The 18,094-nt window shown below is 68.9% G+C and carries 13 protein-coding genes and 8 pseudogenes; 12 read left to right on the top strand and 9 right to left on the bottom strand.

Annotated elements, in window-relative coordinates:
* Positions 1–46: 46 nt before the first annotated feature.
* From AC2VOK_RS15970 to AC2VOK_RS15960, 3 pseudogenes are all read right to left on the bottom strand, one after another.
* A pseudogene (locus tag AC2VOK_RS15970) lies at positions 47–1,005 on the bottom strand (TIGR03564 family F420-dependent LLM class oxidoreductase).
* Positions 1,006–1,023: 18 nt separating this feature from the next.
* A pseudogene (locus tag AC2VOK_RS15965) lies at positions 1,024–1,703 on the bottom strand (hypothetical protein).
* Between the two features lie 12 nt (positions 1,704–1,715).
* A pseudogene (locus tag AC2VOK_RS15960) lies at positions 1,716–2,233 on the bottom strand (NAD-dependent epimerase/dehydratase family protein); the annotation flags it as partial.
* On the opposite strand from AC2VOK_RS15960, the pseudogene AC2VOK_RS15955 reads away from it, so the two are divergent.
* Positions 2,207–2,611, top strand: a pseudogene (locus AC2VOK_RS15955) (hypothetical protein); the annotation flags it as partial. The pseudogenes AC2VOK_RS15960 and AC2VOK_RS15955 sit on opposite strands and share 27 nt — an antisense overlap.
* A 246-nt stretch (positions 2,612–2,857) precedes the next feature.
* On the opposite strand, the gene AC2VOK_RS15950 reads toward AC2VOK_RS15955, so the two are convergent.
* Positions 2,858–4,072: an aldehyde dehydrogenase family protein gene (locus AC2VOK_RS15950; RefSeq protein WP_428901355.1), complete on the bottom strand. Its 1,215-nt coding sequence runs from the start codon at positions 4,070–4,072 to the stop codon at positions 2,858–2,860.
* Positions 4,073–4,210: 138 nt separating this feature from the next.
* On the opposite strand from AC2VOK_RS15950, the gene AC2VOK_RS15945 reads away from it, so the two are divergent.
* The 8 genes and pseudogenes from AC2VOK_RS15945 (at position 4,211) to AC2VOK_RS15910 (ending at position 10,626) form a co-directional block, all read left to right on the top strand.
* Entirely contained in the window at positions 4,211–5,491 is a 1,281-nt protein-coding gene (locus AC2VOK_RS15945) for an aromatic ring-hydroxylating oxygenase subunit alpha (RefSeq protein WP_428901354.1), read from the top strand.
* Positions 5,488–5,817, top strand: a complete 330-nt coding sequence (locus tag AC2VOK_RS15940) for a hypothetical protein (protein WP_428901353.1) — start codon at positions 5,488–5,490, stop codon at positions 5,815–5,817. Before AC2VOK_RS15945 ends, AC2VOK_RS15940 begins: the two co-directional genes overlap by 4 nt.
* Positions 5,814–7,051, top strand: a pseudogene (locus tag AC2VOK_RS15935) (metal-dependent hydrolase family protein). The gene AC2VOK_RS15940 and the pseudogene AC2VOK_RS15935 overlap by 4 nt, the downstream one beginning before the upstream one ends.
* Positions 7,035–7,487, top strand: coding sequence for a MarR family winged helix-turn-helix transcriptional regulator (locus tag AC2VOK_RS15930; protein ID WP_428901352.1), 453 nt, complete (start codon positions 7,035–7,037; stop codon positions 7,485–7,487). The pseudogene AC2VOK_RS15935 and the gene AC2VOK_RS15930 overlap by 17 nt, the downstream one beginning before the upstream one ends.
* A 44-nt stretch (positions 7,488–7,531) precedes the next feature.
* A pseudogene (locus AC2VOK_RS15925) lies at positions 7,532–7,797 on the top strand (2Fe-2S iron-sulfur cluster-binding protein); the annotation flags it as partial.
* Positions 7,798–7,848: 51 nt separating this feature from the next.
* Positions 7,849–8,146, top strand: a pseudogene (locus tag AC2VOK_RS15920) (TauD/TfdA dioxygenase family protein); the annotation flags it as partial.
* A 50-nt stretch (positions 8,147–8,196) separates the two neighbouring features.
* The gene (locus AC2VOK_RS15915) at positions 8,197–8,979 is read left to right on the top strand and encodes an SDR family oxidoreductase (RefSeq protein ID WP_428901351.1); all 783 of its coding nucleotides are present in this window, start codon (positions 8,197–8,199) and stop codon (positions 8,977–8,979) included.
* A gap of 78 nt (positions 8,980–9,057) precedes the next feature.
* Positions 9,058–10,626 carry a Na+/H+ antiporter gene (locus tag AC2VOK_RS15910; RefSeq protein ID WP_428901350.1) on the top strand — a complete coding sequence of 523 codons (1,569 nt, stop codon included), beginning with the start codon at positions 9,058–9,060 and terminating at the stop codon, positions 10,624–10,626.
* Positions 10,627–10,641: 15 nt separating this feature from the next.
* Here the strand turns inward: AC2VOK_RS15910 and AC2VOK_RS15905 are convergent, their stop codons facing one another.
* Positions 10,642–11,028 (bottom strand): DUF732 domain-containing protein, encoded by a 387-nt coding sequence (locus AC2VOK_RS15905; RefSeq protein WP_428901349.1) that lies wholly within the window; start codon positions 11,026–11,028, stop codon positions 10,642–10,644.
* A gap of 164 nt (positions 11,029–11,192) precedes the next feature.
* Here AC2VOK_RS15905 and AC2VOK_RS15900 point away from each other — a divergent pair, with 164 nt between their 5' ends.
* From AC2VOK_RS15900 to AC2VOK_RS15890, 3 genes are all read left to right on the top strand, one after another.
* Complete coding sequence (locus AC2VOK_RS15900; protein ID WP_428901348.1) at positions 11,193–12,668, top strand: MFS transporter; 1,476 nt, start codon at positions 11,193–11,195, stop codon at positions 12,666–12,668.
* Between the two features lie 46 nt (positions 12,669–12,714).
* The gene (locus tag AC2VOK_RS15895; RefSeq protein WP_428901347.1) at positions 12,715–13,605 is read left to right on the top strand and encodes an SCO6745 family protein; all 891 of its coding nucleotides are present in this window, start codon (positions 12,715–12,717) and stop codon (positions 13,603–13,605) included.
* A 153-nt stretch (positions 13,606–13,758) separates the two neighbouring features.
* Positions 13,759–15,936 (top strand): glutamine synthetase III family protein, encoded by a 2,178-nt coding sequence (locus AC2VOK_RS15890; RefSeq protein ID WP_428901346.1) that lies wholly within the window; start codon positions 13,759–13,761, stop codon positions 15,934–15,936.
* Here AC2VOK_RS15890 and AC2VOK_RS15885 read toward each other — a convergent pair.
* The 4 genes and pseudogenes from AC2VOK_RS15885 to AC2VOK_RS15870 all read right to left on the bottom strand — a co-directional run.
* On the bottom strand, positions 15,933–16,274 hold the full coding sequence (locus tag AC2VOK_RS15885) for a hypothetical protein (RefSeq protein WP_428901345.1): 342 nt from the start codon (positions 16,272–16,274) through the stop codon (positions 15,933–15,935). The genes AC2VOK_RS15890 and AC2VOK_RS15885 overlap by 4 nt on opposite strands.
* 143 nt (positions 16,275–16,417) lie before the next feature.
* Positions 16,418–17,137, bottom strand: coding sequence for a pyrimidine reductase family protein (locus AC2VOK_RS15880; protein WP_428901344.1), 720 nt, complete (start codon positions 17,135–17,137; stop codon positions 16,418–16,420).
* Between the two features lie 3 nt (positions 17,138–17,140).
* On the bottom strand, positions 17,141–17,638 hold the full coding sequence (locus tag AC2VOK_RS15875) for a flavin reductase family protein (RefSeq protein ID WP_428901343.1): 498 nt from the start codon (positions 17,636–17,638) through the stop codon (positions 17,141–17,143).
* Between the two features lie 157 nt (positions 17,639–17,795).
* Positions 17,796–18,094, bottom strand: a pseudogene (locus AC2VOK_RS15870) (pyridine nucleotide-disulfide oxidoreductase); the annotation flags it as partial.

Genomic DNA, 18,094 nt, shown 5'->3' with positions numbered 1-18,094 from the left:
GTGGCTGACGGCTTGTCATTATGCGCTTTTCCCCACCGCCGCGCAGCTATGCTCCGGCGGCGAATTCCGCGGACAGGGCGGCAAGCAACTGCTGTGTGCGGCGGCGCGACTCGCGCCGGGTCCGGGCGTTCTCGCCCAGCGGCACCACCCGGGCGGCGAGGTCGGTGACGCCGGCGTCGCGGTACCGGCGCAACCTGGCGAGGATGGCCGCTTCGTCGCCGGCGGCCATGGTGTCGCCGACGTCGGCGGCGTCGCCGTGCTCGAGCAGCCGCACGTAGTTGGGGGAGAAGTCCGCGTGGCAGAGACCTCGCTGGCATGGGCGCGGGCCTGCTCGACCTCGCCGGCGCGGCACAGCGCTACCGGGACGCCGGCCACCACGCGAATCCCGTTGCGGCCGAGAGCTGTTGCCGCCGCTGTGATACGGGGGACGACGTAGTCGCCGATCGCGCGTTCGTCGGCCATCCACAGGACGGTGCCGCCGGCGCGTTCCCCGGCGATGCGCAGCATCGCCGGGCCGAGCGCGGCCAGCAGCACCGGCACCGCGGAGTCGGTGACGTCCACCGGGCTGTGCACGTGGTAGGTGGCGTTGTCGACCGACACCGCACCGGGACCGGCGAACGCCGCGTCCAGCACGTCGAGGTAGTCGCCGACCAGACCGGCGGGCCGCTCGTAGGGCAGCCCCAGCTGGTCGGCGACGATCCAATGGTGTGACGGGTCGATGCCCAGCGTGAACCGGCCCGCGCACGCGGCCTGCGTGGTCAGTGCCTGTTGAGCCATGATGAGCGGGTGCCGGGTCTTGATGGGCACGACCGCGGTGCCGATCTCGATGCGGTCGGTGACCTGCCCGAGCAGCGCGACGGCCGTCATCGCGTCGAGGTAGCCGGGCACCTGCGGGAGCCAGAACGAGGCGAATCCGTCCGCTTCGGCGGCCCTTCCGTCCTCGAGCAGACCGGTCAGCCGCTGCGCGCTGGTGCGCTCCTTGTCCGAGCCCACCGTCAGGCCGATCCTCGCGGCATCGCCCGCTCACGGGACATGGCGGTCCCATTCGTGCGCCACGACGACGTGGTACGGGGCGGCGAACAACGGTGTGGCGGTGCCGTCGGCCCAGCGCTGCTCCAGTGCAAGCCGCAGCCTGCCCGCGGCGACGACCGGGTCCTGGTCGAGGAAGCAGTACGAAAGGGTCTGTCTTGCAGGGGCGCCGGCCAGGTCCGTCGGTGTCGGCGCGTCAGTTTCCACCAGCACGTACACGCCGCGGGCCAGCCACCACGGCAGCACGTCGGCCCCCACTTTGATCCGGGACGCGGCCACCTTCGCGCGCACGTCGTAGACGCCGCGCTCGACCGGGGCAGCAGCGGCAGCTTGCGCCCGGCGCCTCCCAGTGCCACCGAAAGTTGGTTGAACCTCGCCAATCCGACCGTGCCGGTGAAGAAATACGACATCACGTTGTCGACGGGATCGAACCGCTCGGTGCCGAACGCCCGCGCGTTGCGGCACTGCGGAGTGGACACCAGCCGCAGCGACGCCCGCACCGCACCGAGCCGGTGTTGTTCGGGTCGGTGATCCATCGTGTGCCAGCGCAGGGACTCGGCGTCGGCCCCCTCGTGATGGCGGGTGGCCATGGAAACGAACACGGTGGTGATGTCGCCGCGTCCCGCGGCGAGCACGTCGACGACCTCGTCGGAGGGCGTGCCGGGTAGCAGCATCGATGCCGTCCTTCAGGCTCGTTCGGGCTCGATCTCGGGGTGACGCGCCCGGGCCATTCGCCGGAAGCCTTCGCGCCAGCGGACTTTCGTGCGTACCAGCACGTAGTGCATGCGGGTGACGTCCGGCCACAGCGGCGTGTGCGCGTCGGGGGTGTAATCGAAGATCGGCTCGACGCCACCAACTCGCCCAGGTAGGCGCAGTAGTCCTCGGCGCTGGCGGTCTCGCTGCCGGCCCAGTTCACCACCACCGGCGGGGTAGCGGCGACCTCCATGGCCCGGATGCCCAGTTCGACGTAGTCGTCCTCGTAGATCGGGTTGTAGTTGTTGGGCTTGTCGGGATGCAGGCGAATCGGCATGCGCGCCAATATCGCATCGAGGCGATCGGCCGGCGCGCCACCCTCGGGCCCGTAGGTGGAGCAGATGCGGATGATCGTCAGCGGAATGCCGTATCGCCCGGCGACCCAGGTGCACACGGCTTCGGCGGCGACCTTGGAGAAGCTGTAGTGGGCCCGCAGCGGCACCCCGGGCGGCAGTTCGTGAGGTTCCTCGACGAGCACCTGCCAACCGAGGCGCAGGCGGCGGAGCGGTCGCGGTCGACGTCGCACAACCCGGAGTGGGCGCGGGCGTTGCAGCGGCTGCAGTTCGACCACGGCTGGCTGTTGCCGGGCAACCCTCCCGAGTTCGGCGGCCGCAACGCCGGCATCCTGCAGCAGTTCGTGCATCGCGAGGAACTCTCCCACCGGCGCATCTATCAATGCTTCAACCCGCAGGGCGTGGGCATCGTCGCCGCGGAGGTTTTCTTCACCGGTGTGCGCGTGCCCGCCGAAAACCTCGTCGGCCCGCTGCACGGCGGCTGGAAGGTGGCCAACGGGTCGCTCGGGCACGAGCGCACGCTGATGTGGATGGCGTTGGTCGCCGGCGGCACGTCGGAGATCCAGCGCAACATCATCGGCCAACGGATCCTCGGGCTGCCGGCGCGCTGAAACCACATAGGCCACACCAGCACCCAGGAGGAGTCACCAGTCTTCTTGCCCACCTCGCAGCGACAACCAAAGGCGCGGAGCAATTGTCGCTGTGAGGCGGGCACATCGGGTGCCCCGGAGCCCAGAGACGCGTGTGGCTGCTGTGACCGCACGCCGCCCCGGCCGCAAACGCTAGCCGGCCGCCACCGCGATCGACTTGGTGTCGGTGTAGCCGTCGAGACCCTCGCGGCCCAGTTCGCGCCCGTAGCCGCTGCACTTGACGCCGCCGAACGGCGCGAACGGGTCCATCGTGTAGCCCTGGTTGACCCCGAACGTGCCGGTGCGGATGGCACCGGCGATGGCCAGCCCGCGGTCGGAGTCGGCGGTCCACACCGAGCCGGCTAGCCCGTAATCGGAGTCGTTGGCGATGCGTACGGCGTCGGCCTCGTCGCCGTACTCGATGACGGTCAGCACCGGCCCGAAGATCTCCTCGCGCGCGACGCGCATCGTGTTGTCGGCGCGGCCTTCGGGCACCAGCACGCGGGTCAGCGCGTTGCAGATCTGCCCGCTGTTGGACAGGCTGGCCGATCGGACCCCGGCGGCCACCGCGCCGGGATCGGCGTCGTCGAGGACGATGGCCGCCGACTTGCCGCCCAATTCGAGGCTCACGCGGCGCAGCCGGGCCGCGCACGCCGTCGCGACCGCGGTGCCCGTGGCGGTCGAACCGGTGAACGACACCTTGTCCACACCGGGATGCGCGACGAGGTGGCCGCCAGTCTCGGGGCCGCCGGGCAGCACGCTGACCACCCCGTCAGGCACCCCGGCGTCGGCGATCATCTCGGCGAGCAGCAGCGCGTCCAGCGGCGACTCCTCGGCGGGCTTGACGATCACGGTGCACCCGGCCAGCAGCGCGGGGATGAGCTTGGTGACCGTCAGGAACTGCGGCATGTTCCACGGCACGATCGCGGCGACGACACCGACGGGCTCCCTGCGGATCTGGATGTCCAGGCCGTACATGCCGCACCGCGCCTCGCTGAAGGGGTAGTTCTCGGCGAGATCGCAGAACGCGGTCATCATCATTGCGGGCAGGCCGACCTGGGCGCGCCGGGAGAAGGCGATCGGCGTCCCGATCTCCGAGGTGATGACCTCGGCCATCTCCGCGCCGCGCTGCCCATACAGGCCGGCGAGCCGGCGCACGATCGCGATCCGCTCCTCCGGCGGCAGGTGCGGCCACGCGCCGGTGTCGAAGGCCGCGCGGGCCGCCGCCACGGCGGCGTCCACGTCCGCCGGCCCGGCCGCCGCGACCCGGGCCACGAGTTGCTCCGAATGCGGTGAGATCACGTCGATGTGCCTGTCGCTGCTCGGCCGGGCCCACGCCCCGCCGATGAACAGTTCGTCTTGGTGCACTGGCCGCTTGCCTTCCTGACACGGGGTGGGACACGAATATCAACTACTTGCGATTCCGCCCGTCGAGCATATAGTGTCGGCGCTGCACGCTCCCGGCGCATGCCGGGCCGGGTCACGGGGTCGAGAGGGGTAGGCAGGATGGCGCGATTCCCCAAGCCGCCGGAGGACAGCTGGACGCAGCATTACCCGCAGCTGGGCACCGAACCGGTGTCGTACGAGGACTCCATCAGCCCGGAGGTCCACGAGCTCGAGCGCGAGGCCATCTTCACACGCGCCTGGCTCAATGTGGGCCGGGTGGAACAACTTCGGCGAAAGGGCAGCTACTTCACCAAAGAGCTAGTGGTCGTGAAAACCTCGATCATCCTGGTGCGCGCGGCAGCCGGGGACGTCAAGGCGTATCACAACATCTGCCGGCATCGCGGCAACAAGCTGGTGTGGAACGACATGCTGCTCGAGAAGACCAGCGGGGTGTGCCGGCAGTTCACCTGCAAGTACCACGGCTGGCGCTACGACCTGGACGGCAACCTGACCTTCGTGCAGCAGGAAGACGAGTTCTTCGACCTCGACAAGAGGCGCTACGGGCTGGTGCCGGTGCACTGCGAGGTCTGGGAAGGCTTCATCTTCGTCAACTTCGCCAAGTGGCCCGAACAATCGCTGCGCAAGTTCCTCGGGCCGATGATCACCGACCTGGAGGGTTACCCGTTCGGCAAGCTGACCTCGCGCTGGCATTACCGCTCGCAGGTGAAGGCGAACTGGAAGCTCTACATGGACGCGTTCCAGGAGTTCTACCACGCGCCGGTGCTGCACGCGAACCAGTCGCCCTCGGCCTATTCGAAGGCGGCCGCCGAGGCCGGCTTCGAAGCCCCGGACTACCGACTGGAAGGTCCGCACCGGCTGGTCAGCACGTCGGGTGTGCGCGCCTGGGAGATGGCACCCGGACTGCGCAAGCCGATGGATGACATCTGTCGCAGCGGGCTGTTCGGCCCCTGGGACAAGCAGGATTTGGGCGCTATGCCCGCGGGGCTCAACCCGGCGAAATGTGACCCGTGGGGCCTGGATTCGTTCCAGCTGTTGCCCAACTTCGTCATCCTGTTCTGGGGCCAGGGCTGGTATCTGACCTACCACTACTGGCCGACGTCGTACAACAGCCACCTCTTCGAAGGCACGTTGCATTTCCCGCGGCCGCGCACCCCGCGCGAGCGGGCGGCCCAGGAGCTGGCGGCCGTGACGTTCAAGGAGTACGGGCTGCAGGACGCCAACACGCTCGAGGCGACCCAGGCGATGATCGAGTCCCGTTGGGTGGAAAGGTTTTTGCTCAACGACCAGGAGATCCTGCTGCGCCACCTGCACAGGGAGACCGCGGCCTGGATCGAGCGCTACCTGTCGACCTCCGCAACGGCGGGAGCCGCAGCACGATGACCGCAACGCTGCCGACCGAATTCGCCGACCTCGAGCCCTTCGCCGACTGGTGCCTGCCCTCGGAGTCGCAGCGCTACGCCAAGCGGCTGGCCAGCTCGATGACCGAGATGAAGGCCTTTTACGACGCGATCACCCCGCGCGCCGAGGAGGCGCTGGCCTACGGCGACAAGTTCCCGCTCGACGACCTGCCCGACGACGTGCTCAATCTCATGCACCTGCTGTACCCGATGATCATGGTGTCGTTTCCGGTGGAGTGCTGGAAGCAGCCCCGGGTTCCCGACTCCGGGGCGTCGACGCTGGACTGCGTCTCGGAGCCCTTTCCGTGACCGTTCCGGTAACCGGCGCTGTCGTCCTGCGGGCGGCGCGCTGGGCCGACGTCGTCGCCGGGCAGATCCGCTCGCCGGCGGTCGTGGTGATCGACGGCGACCGCATCGCCGCGATCAACCCCGAAGGGCCCCTGCCGGATTCGGCCGCTGTCGTCGACCTGGGGGACGTCACGCTGCTGCCGGGCCTGATGGACATGGAACTCAACCTGCTCATCGGCGGCCCCGGCGACCCCGGTGGCCCCGAGGGCCTGCCGGCACCGATGCACGGCGTCCAGGACGACCCGGCGTACCGGACGCTGCGCGGCGCGGTGAACGCGCGCACCACGCTGGAGGCCGGTTTCACCACGGTGCGCAACCTCGGGCTCATGGTCAAGACCGGCGGCTACCTGCTCGACGTCGCGCTGCAGCGCGCCATCGACAACGGCTGGCACGCCGGCCCGCGCATCTACCCCGCGGGCCACGCCCTCACCCCCTACGGGGGGCACCTGGACCCGACGGTCTTTCAGCGGCTCGCGCCCGGCATCATGCCGCTGTCGGTGGCCGAGGGCATCGCCAACGGGGTGCCGGACGTGATCGCCTGCGTCCGCTACCGGATTCGGCACGGCGCCAAGCTGATCAAGGTGTCCGCGTCGGGCGGGGTCATGTCGCACAGCACCGCGCCGGTCTCCCAGCAGTATTCCGACGCCGAGTTCGCCGCCATCGCCGACGAGGCACATCGGGCCGGGGTGCGGGTGGCCGCGCACGCCTGGCTGGCGACGACACGATTCAGATGATGGTCGATCACGGCACCTTCCTGGTCTCCACCACGTATCTGACCGAGGCGATGGCGATCGACCGGATCGCCCCGGAGCTGCGCAAGAAGGCCGAGGACGTCTTCCTCCGCGCGAAGGCCATGCTGCCCAAGGCGATTGCCGCCGGGGTCCGGATCGCCTGTGGGAACGACGCCCCGGCGATCCCGCACGGCCAGAACGCCAGGGAACTGCAGGCGCTGGTGGACCGCGGCATGACGCCGATGCAGGCCATCCGGGCCGCCACGGTGGTGGCTGCCGAACTCGTCGAAGCCGACGACGAACTGGGCCGGCTCGCGCCGGGTTACCTCGCCGACGTCATCGCCGTGCCGGGCGATCCCGCCCGGGACATCGGCGTCACGCTCGACGTGCCCTTCGTGATGAAAAGCGGCCAGGTTTACAAGGACGTCATCGGGCGGGGAGGCGGGCATGGAACTCACCGATAACATCATGTGGCTGCTCAAACAGGCTTTCTACCATTCTCTGACGTCCATCAACGATGCGATGAGCGAGCACGGTGTGAGCACCGCGCAGATCGGTGTGCTGCGCCAGCTGGCCAACGAGCCCGGCCTGTCGGGCGCGGAACTGGCCCGTCGCCTGTTGATCAGCCCCCAAGGGGTTCAGTTCGCGCTCACCTCGCTGGAGCGCCGCGGCCTGGTAGAGCGGAAGCAGAATCCCCAGCACGGGCGCATCCTGCAGGCCTACCTGACCGGCGAAGGGCGCGACGTCGCCGCCACCGTCGTCAGCGACGCGGTGGCCGCACACGACAAGGTGTTCGGCGTGCTGACCGCCGAGGAGCAGCAGACGCTGCGCGAGTTGCTGGGCCGGATCGTCGAAAAGGGCATCAGCAATGAGCTTTTCAACGACCACGTGGACACCTGATGGTCGACACCGTGCTGGCCCGGGCCGGGGATGCCGTCACCGAGGAGGTCGTCATCGAACTGAACGGCGCCGCCACCACCGTGGCCCATAGCCGGGGGACACCCTGCTGCAGACCGCCCGCATGGCGGGGCTGTACCCGCCCTCGTCCTGCGAGATCGGTTCCTGTGAAACGTGTATGGACCGGCTGGCCGAGGGGAGTGCCCGCATGGTCAACAATGACGCCCTCGAAGCCGACGAGGTCGAGGTCGGATGGGTGCTGACCTGTCAGGCGCTGCCCACCAGCCGCAGGGTCAGGGTGGTCTACGAATGAGCACACCGCGGGTGGCGGTGGTGACCGGCGGGGCCTCCGGCATCGGTGCGGCCAGTCGCCGGGATCTACCCGATCACGCTGGACCGGTTCAAGAACTCCTCGGCGGAATACCTGAAGGCGACCTTCGACTGGCACATCGACGGGTGCACCCCGATCAAGGACGACGCTGCTGGACGAGTTGCTCGCGCGCGCCACCGAACCCGGGATCGTGTACAGCCACGCCTGGTCGGTCGGCGACACCGTCATCTGGGACAACCGCGGCGTGCTGCACCGCGCGGCGCCCTATGACCCGAACTCGGCGCGGGAGATGCTGCGCTCCACCGTGCTGGGCGACGAACCCATCGAATAACCCGTGTAGCACACTGGCAGGATTCGCCACGAACCCGAAAGGACCGGTTGATGACCCCACGGTTGGACGGCAAGGTCGCCATCGTCACCGGCGGCGCCTCCGGGCTCGGCCTGGGCGTCGTGCGCACGTTCCTCGATGCCGGCGCCTCGGTGGTCATCGCCGACATCGACGACGCTGGACGGCAACTGGCCGACGCGTGCGGTGACCGCGCGCGGTTCGAGCACGTCGACGTCTCGTCCGCCGAGGACATCAGCGCCGTGGTCGACGCGGCGGTGCGGCATTTCGGCGGCCTCGACGTGATGGTCAACAACGCCGGCATCTCCAGCACGATGCACCGGAGCTTCCTGCAGGCCGACCTCGGCGACTTCGCCGAGGTCATGGCGGTCAACGTCCTGGGCGTCATGCTCGGCACCCAGCAGGCGGCGCGCCACATGGCCGATCACGACGGCGGCAGCATCATCAACGTGGCGTCGATCGGGGGCCTGCAGGCCGGCGGCGGCGTGATGACCTACCGGGCCTCCAAAGCCGCGGTCATCCATTTCAGCCGCAGCGTGGCCACCGAACTGGCGCCGCTGGACATCAGCGTGAACTGCCTTGCACCCGGAGGAGTTCCGACGCCCATCCTCGCGTCGTCGGTCCCGCGGCTGAGGCCGGAAGCCGTCGACAAATTCGTGCGGAAGACGCGCGAGAAGATGCAAAAGGACCGCCCGCTGCCGCTGGAGGGGACCCCCGAGGACGTCGGCGAGGCCGCGCTGTACCTCGCGGCGGGTACCCGCACCAGCGGCCTGGTGCTGACCGTCGACGGCGGGACGTCGGCGCGCGAATCTGCGTGAGGCCGCCGCCGACTTGCGGGTCATGACCGCCGGCCCATCGCGGCACGGACGAAACGCACCTTCGGGAGGACCGGGCCGATGACCTCACAAGTGATGTTCCTGTTGCTGTGCCTTCCGCTGGCAATCGCGTTGGCGGGGTGGCTGTCCGAGCGGTTCGGGGTGCCCTACCCGGTGGTTCTGGTCGGGTTGGGTGCGCTGCTGAGCCTGTCGCCGTGGACGCCCACGCCGGAACTGTCGCCCTCCGTCGTCTTCTACGTCTTCCTGCCGCCGCTGGTCTACTACGCCGCGTACTTCATCGCTCCGGAAGACCTGCGCGCCAATGCCGGCTCGATCGGACTGTTGGCCGTGGGCCTGGTCCTGGTGACCATGGCGGGAGTGATGGCGGTGATGGTCGGTGTCGCGGGCGTGCCGATCACCATCGCCGCGATAGCCGGAGCGGTCGTGGCGCCGACTGACACGGTCGCGGCCACCGCGGTCTTTCGCCGGCTCAACGCGCCCGAGCGGTTGGTGACCATTGTCGAGGGCGAAGGACTGATCAACGACGGCACTGCGCTGGTGCTCTACGTCGGGGCCGTGACTGCCGCGACCGCGGGCGTGGTGCGGCCCGGGCAGATCGCGGAGACAATTCTCGTGGCGCCGCTGGGCGGCGCGGCGCTGGGCCTGGTGATCGCCTGGGTCCTGGTCGGTCTGCGCCGCCGGCTCGATCAGGCCTTGCTCGAGATCACCCTGTCCCTGGCTACCCCCTACCTGGCGTATGTGCTCGCAGAGGCGGCCGGTTTGTCGGGAATTCTGGCGACCGTCGTGGCGGGGGTCTATGTCGGTGCCCGTTCCGGGTGGCTGTTTGCGCCCGGGGCCCGATTGCAGGCGTTCGCGTTCATGGACGTGATGGTGTTCCTGCTCAACGGTGCGTTGTTCACGCTGGTCGGTATGCAGTTGGTCCGGGTGGTTCGCCCAGTTCCCGGTTTTCCCACCTCGACGCTGTTGATGGTCATCGCGGGGGTGCTGGCCGTGGTCATGGGATCGCGCCTGGCGTGGGAGCTGCTGCTGCGACCGGTGCTGAGGCGGCTGCGGCGCCATCCGGGCGAACCAGCAAGCTGGCGGGAACGGGCGGTGATCGGCTGGGCCGGAATGCGCGGCGGCGTTTCGTTGGCCGCGGCGATGGCCACGCCGTTACAACTCGGCGACGGTTCCCCGTTCCCGCATCGTGATCTGGTGATCGTGGTCGCGGCATCGGTTGTCGTCGTGACGCTTGTCATGCAGGGCATGAGCTTGCCGATGCTGCTCCGCAGGCTCGGGGTGGGGCGCCAGGATTGGCGCGACCAGGAGCGGGAGGCCCGATTACAGGCGGCCACTGCCGCGCTCGACTGGCTCGGCGAACAGCCCGAGGCGCGCGACGAGTCCGACGCGGCGGTCGCGTCACTGCGCAGCCTCTACACCTCCAGGGTGCGCCGGCTGCAGGGACCCGACCGGGACACGGCGGAGCGGCGCTATCCGGCCGACGAATACCGTGTTCTGCGCCTGGGGATGCTCGCCGCGGAGCGGGCGATGGTGGTGGGTTTGCGACAGCAGGGCCGGATCAGTGCGACGGTGTTGCGGGCCATCGAGCGCAGCCTGGATCTCGAGGAGGCGAGGTTGAGGGACCTGTGACCCCGGGCGCTCGACTCACCTGCCGGGCGGGGGCACCGCACTTCCGGCGCCGCTCCTGTGCTGCGGGCAATAGAAGGCCACCGAAGCACCGATGAAGTAGCCGGCGTCGCGGGCCGACAGCGCCGTTGTTTTGGCGAGGGACAGGGTCAGGCCCGCCGGTGTCTGGCCTTTGTCGAGCTTGGCGCACACGTTTCTGGCCTCCGCGACTGCGGCGTCGTCGCTCGGGAAGACGATCCTGCGCTTGTCCAACGCCGCGACGAAGGCGTCGTCGGTCTGATCGGCCGCAGCCGGGGCCGCGAAGAGCAGGGCCGCAATCGGGATCGTCGACCACTTCGCGGTGATTGCCCAGGTGTGGGTCATGGCTGCCTCCGGACGCGCGTGCGACGCCTCGGCGTCGACCACGACGGTAGGTAAACGGTAGCCGAATCCACCATGTCCGTCCTGCCTGGCCGCCCCGGCATGCCCCGCAGGCCGCCGCAGGGGTGCGTGGTCAGTACCTTGGGAATCTTGAGTTTGCGACGGCCAACCGGTGACCCACCCGGTCTCGGACCCAGAACGGAGCAACGATGAGCACAGGTGCGCAGATCGGGACGATCACGACCCAGGTGCCGGCGCGCCTTGACCGGCTCCCGTGGTCGCGGTTCCACTGGCGCGTCGTGCTCGGTCTGGGCGGCGTCTGGGTTCTCGACGGCCTCGAGGTCACCATGGTCGGCAACGTCTCGGCCCGGCTCACAGAAAAGGGCAGCGGCATCGCTCTGGACGCCGCACAGATCGGTGTGGCGGCCGCGATCTACATCACCGGGGCGTGCGTGGGCGCATTGTTCTTCGGCCACCTGACCGACCGCTTCGGTCGGCGCAACCTGTTCATGCTGACCCTGGTGCTCTACCTGATCTCCACCGTGGCGACCGCATTCGCCTTCGCGCCCTGGTACTTCTTCGTCACGCGCTTCTTCACCGGCGCCGGCATCGGGGGCGAATACGCCGCGATCAACTCCGCGATCGACGAACTGATCCCCGCGCGGGTGCGCGGTCGCGTGGACCTCGTGATCAACGGCACCTACTGGCTCGGGTCTGCCGCGGGAGCGGCCGGGGCGCTGGTTCTTCTCGACACCTCCCACTTCCCGGTCGACGTCGGCTGGCGGCTCGCGTTCGGTATCGGCGCGATCTTCGGCATCTTCGTCCTGCTGGTTCGGCGCAACGTCCCCGAAAGCCCACGCTGGCTGTTCATCCACGGGCGCGAGCAGGAAGCCGAGCGAATTGTCGGCGACATCGAGGCGGACGTGCGGCGGGAAACGGGTGAACCGCTTCCCGAACCCGAAGGTCGGCCGCTGAAAGTGCTGCAGCGCGAGGCGATCTCGTTTGCCGAGATCGCGAAGGTGGCTTTCACGCTGTATCCCGGGCGCGCAGTCCTTGGACTGGCGTTGTTCATCGGGCAGGCGTTCCTCTACAACGGCGTCACGTTCAACCTGGGGACGCTGTTGAGCGGGTTCTACGGGGTCCCCTCCGGGACGGTGCCGCTGTTCTTCGTCGTGTGGGCGCTGAGCAACTTTCTCGGTCCCCTGCTGCTGGGGCACCTTTTCGACTCCGTCGGCCGTAAGCCGATGATCACGATGTCCTACATCGGTTCCGCCGCCGTCGTGGTTGTGCTCGCCGTGCTGTTCGTGACCCGGACCGGCGGTGTGTGGACCTTCATCGCGGTGCTCGCGGCGGCGTTCTTCCTGGCGTCGGCGGGTGCGAGCGCGGCCTACCTGACCGTCAGCGAGATCTTCCCGATGGAGACCAGGGCGCTGGCAATCGCTTTCTTCTATGCGATGGGTACGGCGATCGGCGGCATCACCGGGCCGTTGCTGTTCGGCCAGCTGATCGATTCCGGGCAGCGCGGGCAGGTGATGTGGTCGTTCCTCATCGGGGCGGCGGTGATGGCGATTGCGGGCCTCGTCGAACTGTGGCTGGGGGTGGCGGCCGAACAACGGTCGCTGGAAGACCTGGCCATGCCGCTGACCGCAGCCGACGCCGAGGACGACGAGCCGGCGGATCGCTGAGGGACGCGCCGATTCGCCGGGAGGGCGTGTCTGATTGACTGCGGGCATGCCCAGAGAGCCGGAATTGGCGCGACGTTTCTTCGACCGTTTCGAGCCGGTGCACGCGGTGACGTACTTCGCGCCCGAAGCGCGGGCGGCGTTGGACGGGCTGGGTTACCGGGGTTTCTGGATGGGCTACTTCGCCGCCCGTTCGGCCCCGCTGGGCCCGGTGCCGGCCGAGGTGGTGACCGCGATGTTCTACAACTTCGCCCCCGAGCGGGTCGCCAAGGCCCTGCCCGCGGCCTGGGAGATCGCCGGCCCGCAGGCCGCGCTGCGCGCACGCCAGGAATCCGCGGTGGCGGCGCTGCGGCGCTACGGGCTGAGTGTGGACGAAAACGTCACGGTGGCAGCGCAATTGGCAGGCAAGGCGGCGCGGCGGGCGCCGCTGGACGGGCGGCCGCTGTTCGCCGCGAACCGCGCCTTGCCGTGGCCGGACGATCCGCTGGCCGCGTTGTGGCACGCCACGACGCTGCTGCGCGAGCAGCGCGGTGACGCGCACGTCGCGGTGCTGGCCGCCGCGGGTGTCTCCGGGCGCGAGTCCAACGTGCTGCACGCCGCGGCCGGGCGGATCCCGCGCGATGTGATCGCCCGCGTCCGCGACTACGACGAGGCGGCGTGGCGTCACCACGAGCAGGCGCTGGCTGAGCGGGGCCTGCTCGACGGCGACGGGTCGCTCACCGACGCCGGCCGGGACCTGAAAGGCCGCATCGAGGCGGCGACGGACACGCTGTCTCTGTCGGCGCTCGACGCACTCGATGACGGGGAGGTCGAGGCGTTGTTCCGGGCGCTCACACCGATCACCCGCATCGTCGTCGCCGCCGGCGATGTGCCCGCCGTCGCTCCGATGGGTCTGCTGCGCGACGATCTGGACGACGCCAGCGCGCGTCTGATGTCCTAGGCGGTCGGTCGCGGTCCCGGGCCGCGTCCGAAGCACGGTGGTAACCGTTGCGGACATGCCGTTGACATCGGCGTAACACGTTTGCCATCGAACGTTCCTAAGGTGAGGTCGTCTGCGCGGGAAAGGCGCAGTCCCTCAGCGATAGGAATTTCATTGAGCGGCAACTCGGTTCGCCTGCAGGCCATCAACAACGTCGAGGCATACGTGCCTCCCGCGGTCAGTTTCGTCCCCGGCGAGACCCCGGGCGGGATATTCGGCAGCAATGTCTTCACCAAGGCCGAGATGCAGGCCCGGCTGCCCAAAGCGGTGTACAAGTCCATCGTGGCGACCATCGACAAAGGCGCCAGGCTGGACCCCGCCGTCGCTGACGCGGTCGCGGTCGCCATGAAGGACTGGGCGCTGGAGCGCGGCGCCACCCACTACGCCCACGTGTTCTATCCGATGACCGGCCTGACCGCCGAGAAGCACGACAGCTTCTTGGAACCCGTCTCCGACGGCCAGACGATGGCGGAGTTCGCCGGCAAGACGCTGATCCAGGGTGAGCCGGACGCCTCCAGTTTCCCTTCGGGCGGGTTGCGCAGCACCTTCGAGGCGCGCGGTTACACCGGCTGGGACGTCACCAGCCCCGCCTACATCCTGGAGAACCCCAACGGCAACACGCTGTGCATCCCCACTGTGTTCGTCTCGATGACCGGCGAGGCACTGGACTACAAGACGCCGCTGCTGCGCAGCCAGCAGGCCATGGGCACCCACGCCGAGCGCATCCTGAAGTTGTTCGGCCACTCCGACCCCGGGAAGGTGGTGTCGTTCTGCGGCCCCGAACAGGAGTACTTCCTGGTCGACCGCCACTTCTTTTTGGCGCGGCCGGATCTGGTCAACGCCGGCCGCACCGTGTTCGGCGCCAGGCCACCCAAAGGGCAGGAGTTCGACGACCACTACTTCGGTGCGATTCCCGAGCGCGTCCTGGGCTTCATGATGGACACCGAACGAGAATTGTTCAAACTCGGGATTCCCGCCAAAACCCGGCACAACGAGGTGGCACCCGGCCAGTTCGAGGTCGCGCCGATGTTCGAGCGGGCCAATCTGGCCTCCGACCACCAGCAGCTGCTGATGACCGTGTTCAAGACTCTGGCCAAAAAGCACGGCATGGAATGCCTGTTCCATGAGAAGCCGTTCGCCGGGGTCAACGGGTCGGGAAAGCACGTCAACTTCTCGGTAGGCAACGCCGACTTGGGTTCATTGCTGGTGCCCGGCGACAACCCCCACGACAACGCCCAGTTCCTGGTGTTCTGCGCGGCGGTGATCCGCGCGGTGCACAAGTTCGCCGGCCTGCTGCGCGTCTCGGTCGCCTCGGCCACCAATGACCACCGGCTGGGTGCCAACGAGGCACCGCCCGCGATCATCTCGATCTTTCTCGGCGAACAGCTCGCCGACGTGTTCGAGCAGATCGCCAAGGGCGCGGCCACCTCGTCGAAAGGCAAGGACACCATGATCATCGGTGTCGACACGCTCCCGCCGCTGCCGACCGATCCCGGTGACCGCAACCGCACCAGCCCGTTCGCGTTCACCGGCAACCGCTTCGAGTTCCGGGCACCCGGTTCCGGGCAGACCGTTGCTGTGCCGATGATCGTCCTCAACACGATCATGGCGGACTCGTTCGACTACCTGGCCAGCATCCTGGAGAAGGCACTCGAGGACGGCGAGAACTTCGACATGGCGGTGCAGAAGCTGCTCACCGAGATCATCACCGACCACGGCGCGGTGGTGTTCAACGGGGACGGTTATTCAGAGAACTGGCAGATCGAGGCCGCCGAACGGGGGCTGCCGAACCTCAAGACCACGCTGGACGCCATCCCGGAGCTGATCAAGCCCGAAGCGATCGACGTGTTCGCCAAGTACGGGGTGTTCAGCGAGCGCGAGTTGCACAGCCGCTACGAGGTGCGCCTGGAGCAGTACGCGTTGACGGTCGCGGTCGAGGCCAGGCTCACGCTCGAGATCGGGACGACGGTCATCCTGCCCGCGGCGATCCGTTACCAGACCGAACTCGCGCAGAACGTCGCGACCCTCAAAGCCGCCGGCATGGAGCCGAGTATGGCTGCGCTGCAAGCGGTATCGGGCCCCCTGGCCGGACTCGAGAAGGCGCTGGCGACGCTGAAGGCGGCCCTGGCGGAGCACTCGGGGTCCTCGGCGCTCGACGACGCCGAGCATGCCCAAGAGGCGCTGCTGCCGGCGATGGAGGCGGTGCGCGGCGCCGCCGACACGTTGGAAGGCGTCGTGGCCGACGACTTGTGGCCGCTACCGACCTATCAGGAGATGCTCTACATCCTCTAACGGTGCTCCTCGTCACCGGCCGCCCGCTCGCTGCGCCCCTCCCGGGACAGCGCCCTGACGAATCCGTAGGCCTGGATCCCAGCGGTGCCCGGGTTGGCGACGATCCACTCGTTGATCTTGTCCAGCGCACCGGCCAGGTCCTCGCGCCTGACGCGCACGAGATAGGTTTTCCTGTCGTCCGCGGGATCGTCGCTGGAATCGGCGACGGCGACGGGATGCCGGAACGCGTAGGCGATCCCATGCACGGCATCATGGTTCAGGGCCCACTGGAGCTCGTCGGGCCGCAGCCGGTTCACCGCCAGATTCCGGTAGTCGCTGTCGTCGTGTGCACTGCTCACCTGGCCGATGGCCCTCCTCTACGAACTCGGAGAATGTGAACGGCGATGGACTCAAGACGATGCCGCGCAGGTGAGGCGATGCACGTTCCGCCCGGACCTTCCCAGCATAGGAAGCGGCCTCGCCCGCTGCATGCCGAGCGAGCTCAGCGCCGGTACTTCAGGTAGAGGTAGTCCTCGCACACCAAAGCGTGTTCGAGCCGCATCGTGACGGGCGCGCGCAGCCGTGACGGCGGCCGCCGGCCCACCGGCTGGCTCGCGGCGAGGTTGGGCGCCAGGGTCACACAGATCTCGGCGAGCACGTCGGCCTCCACCAGTTCGTCGAGCAGCGTGGGTCCGCCCTCGCACAGGATGCGAGGCATTCCGCGTTCGCGCAGCAGCTCCAGGGCCCGCGGCACGTCCACCGAGTCCTCGCCGGCCACCAAAACCCGCCGGCGCCGGTCGTCGCGGAACCGGGCCGCCGTGGGTGCGCAGGTGAGCAGGATCGGCGGACGGTCGGGCTCGTCGAGCAGCCGGGACGGCAGGTCGCCGCTGCGGCTGATCACGGCGATCGGTGGCGGCTCGGGCCGGCCTTCGGAGAGCCGGCGGGCGCGCTGCGCCTCGGTGAGCCGCACCGGGCCGTAGTTCTCGGCACGCGCGGTGCCGGCACCGACCAGCACCACGTCGGCGAAGCTGCGCAGGGCCTTCAGCAACTGCTGATCGGTCCGACACGACAGCGGGCCGGCGCGACCGCCGAAGGCGGCGGCGCCGTCGGCGCTGAAGATCATGTTGGCGCGCAAGCCGTCTGGGGGATCGGCGTAGAAAGCGGCCAGTTCGGTGATGCCGCCGACGGAGCCCACCCGCGGGCCCATGAGGGGAGAGCCCATCGTTCAGGCCTCGTGGCCCGGCTGCAGATCCCGGACGTCACCCCAGCACACCCAGCTTTCCAGGTCGTGTGGCGCGCAGCCGTCCACCGGTTCCAGCAGATGCCCCACGTGGTCACCCAGGGCGAACCGGTCCAGGATCTCGCCGGCGAACCAGGCGGCCGCATCCTCGAGGATGGGCAGGTCCGCGGGGCCGTGGTGCCAGGAGCAGCGCTCGAACTTGTCGATGTCGTCGCCGGTCTGCCCGCCGAACAGTTCGACCACGTCGAGGTGCTCCCGGTCGAACACGTGGACCGCCAGGTGGGTGGCGCTCCCGGCCACCCGGAACGTGTGGTTGCGCGTGGACAGGCCCACCAGAAAGCGCGGCGGGTGGATGCTGGTCTGCCCGGCGAAGCCCACCAGGCAGCCGGCCGTCACACCGTCGGCTGCCGTGGTGACGACGAACATCGGATAGTTCAGCCGCGCCACCAGCTTCTCGAACGCATCGACCCCAGGATCGCTCACCCGATGCTTCGCCCTCTCCGATCCGACCGGACTCGCATTGACGCGATCGTAGCCGTGCCGCACCGGTGGCTGCCGAGCAGACGCAAAGGCGCCGCGACACGCCGCGAACAGGGGAGACCTGTGCGTCTGCTCGCCGGGAGGTGGTGCGCTGCGTTGCTCAGCGGAGCGGATCGTTCGCGCGGACCCCGCGGTACATGCCCCATCGGACCAATCCCGGCATCACCACCCGTTCCACCGACCACGGGGGCAACCGGAAGGCTTTTCCACTCGGCAGGAACACCTCCAGCCCGTCGGGCTGGATTCCCAGCAGCGAGCCCCACCGCCGGCTCGGCGCGCGGTAGCCGCGCAGTCGCCGGCCTGCGAATTCGGCGCGGACGTTATGGGCCACCAGCGCGTCGCCCCGGTTGCGGGCCGAGCTACGCAGCGGGTCGGTGGCCGCCACGTCGCCGACGGCGA

The organism is Mycobacterium sp. TH-M116 (genome assembly GCF_057473685.1).
The sequence above is the reverse complement of the archived record's forward strand: the minus strand, read 5'-3'. Positions and strand labels throughout refer to the sequence as shown.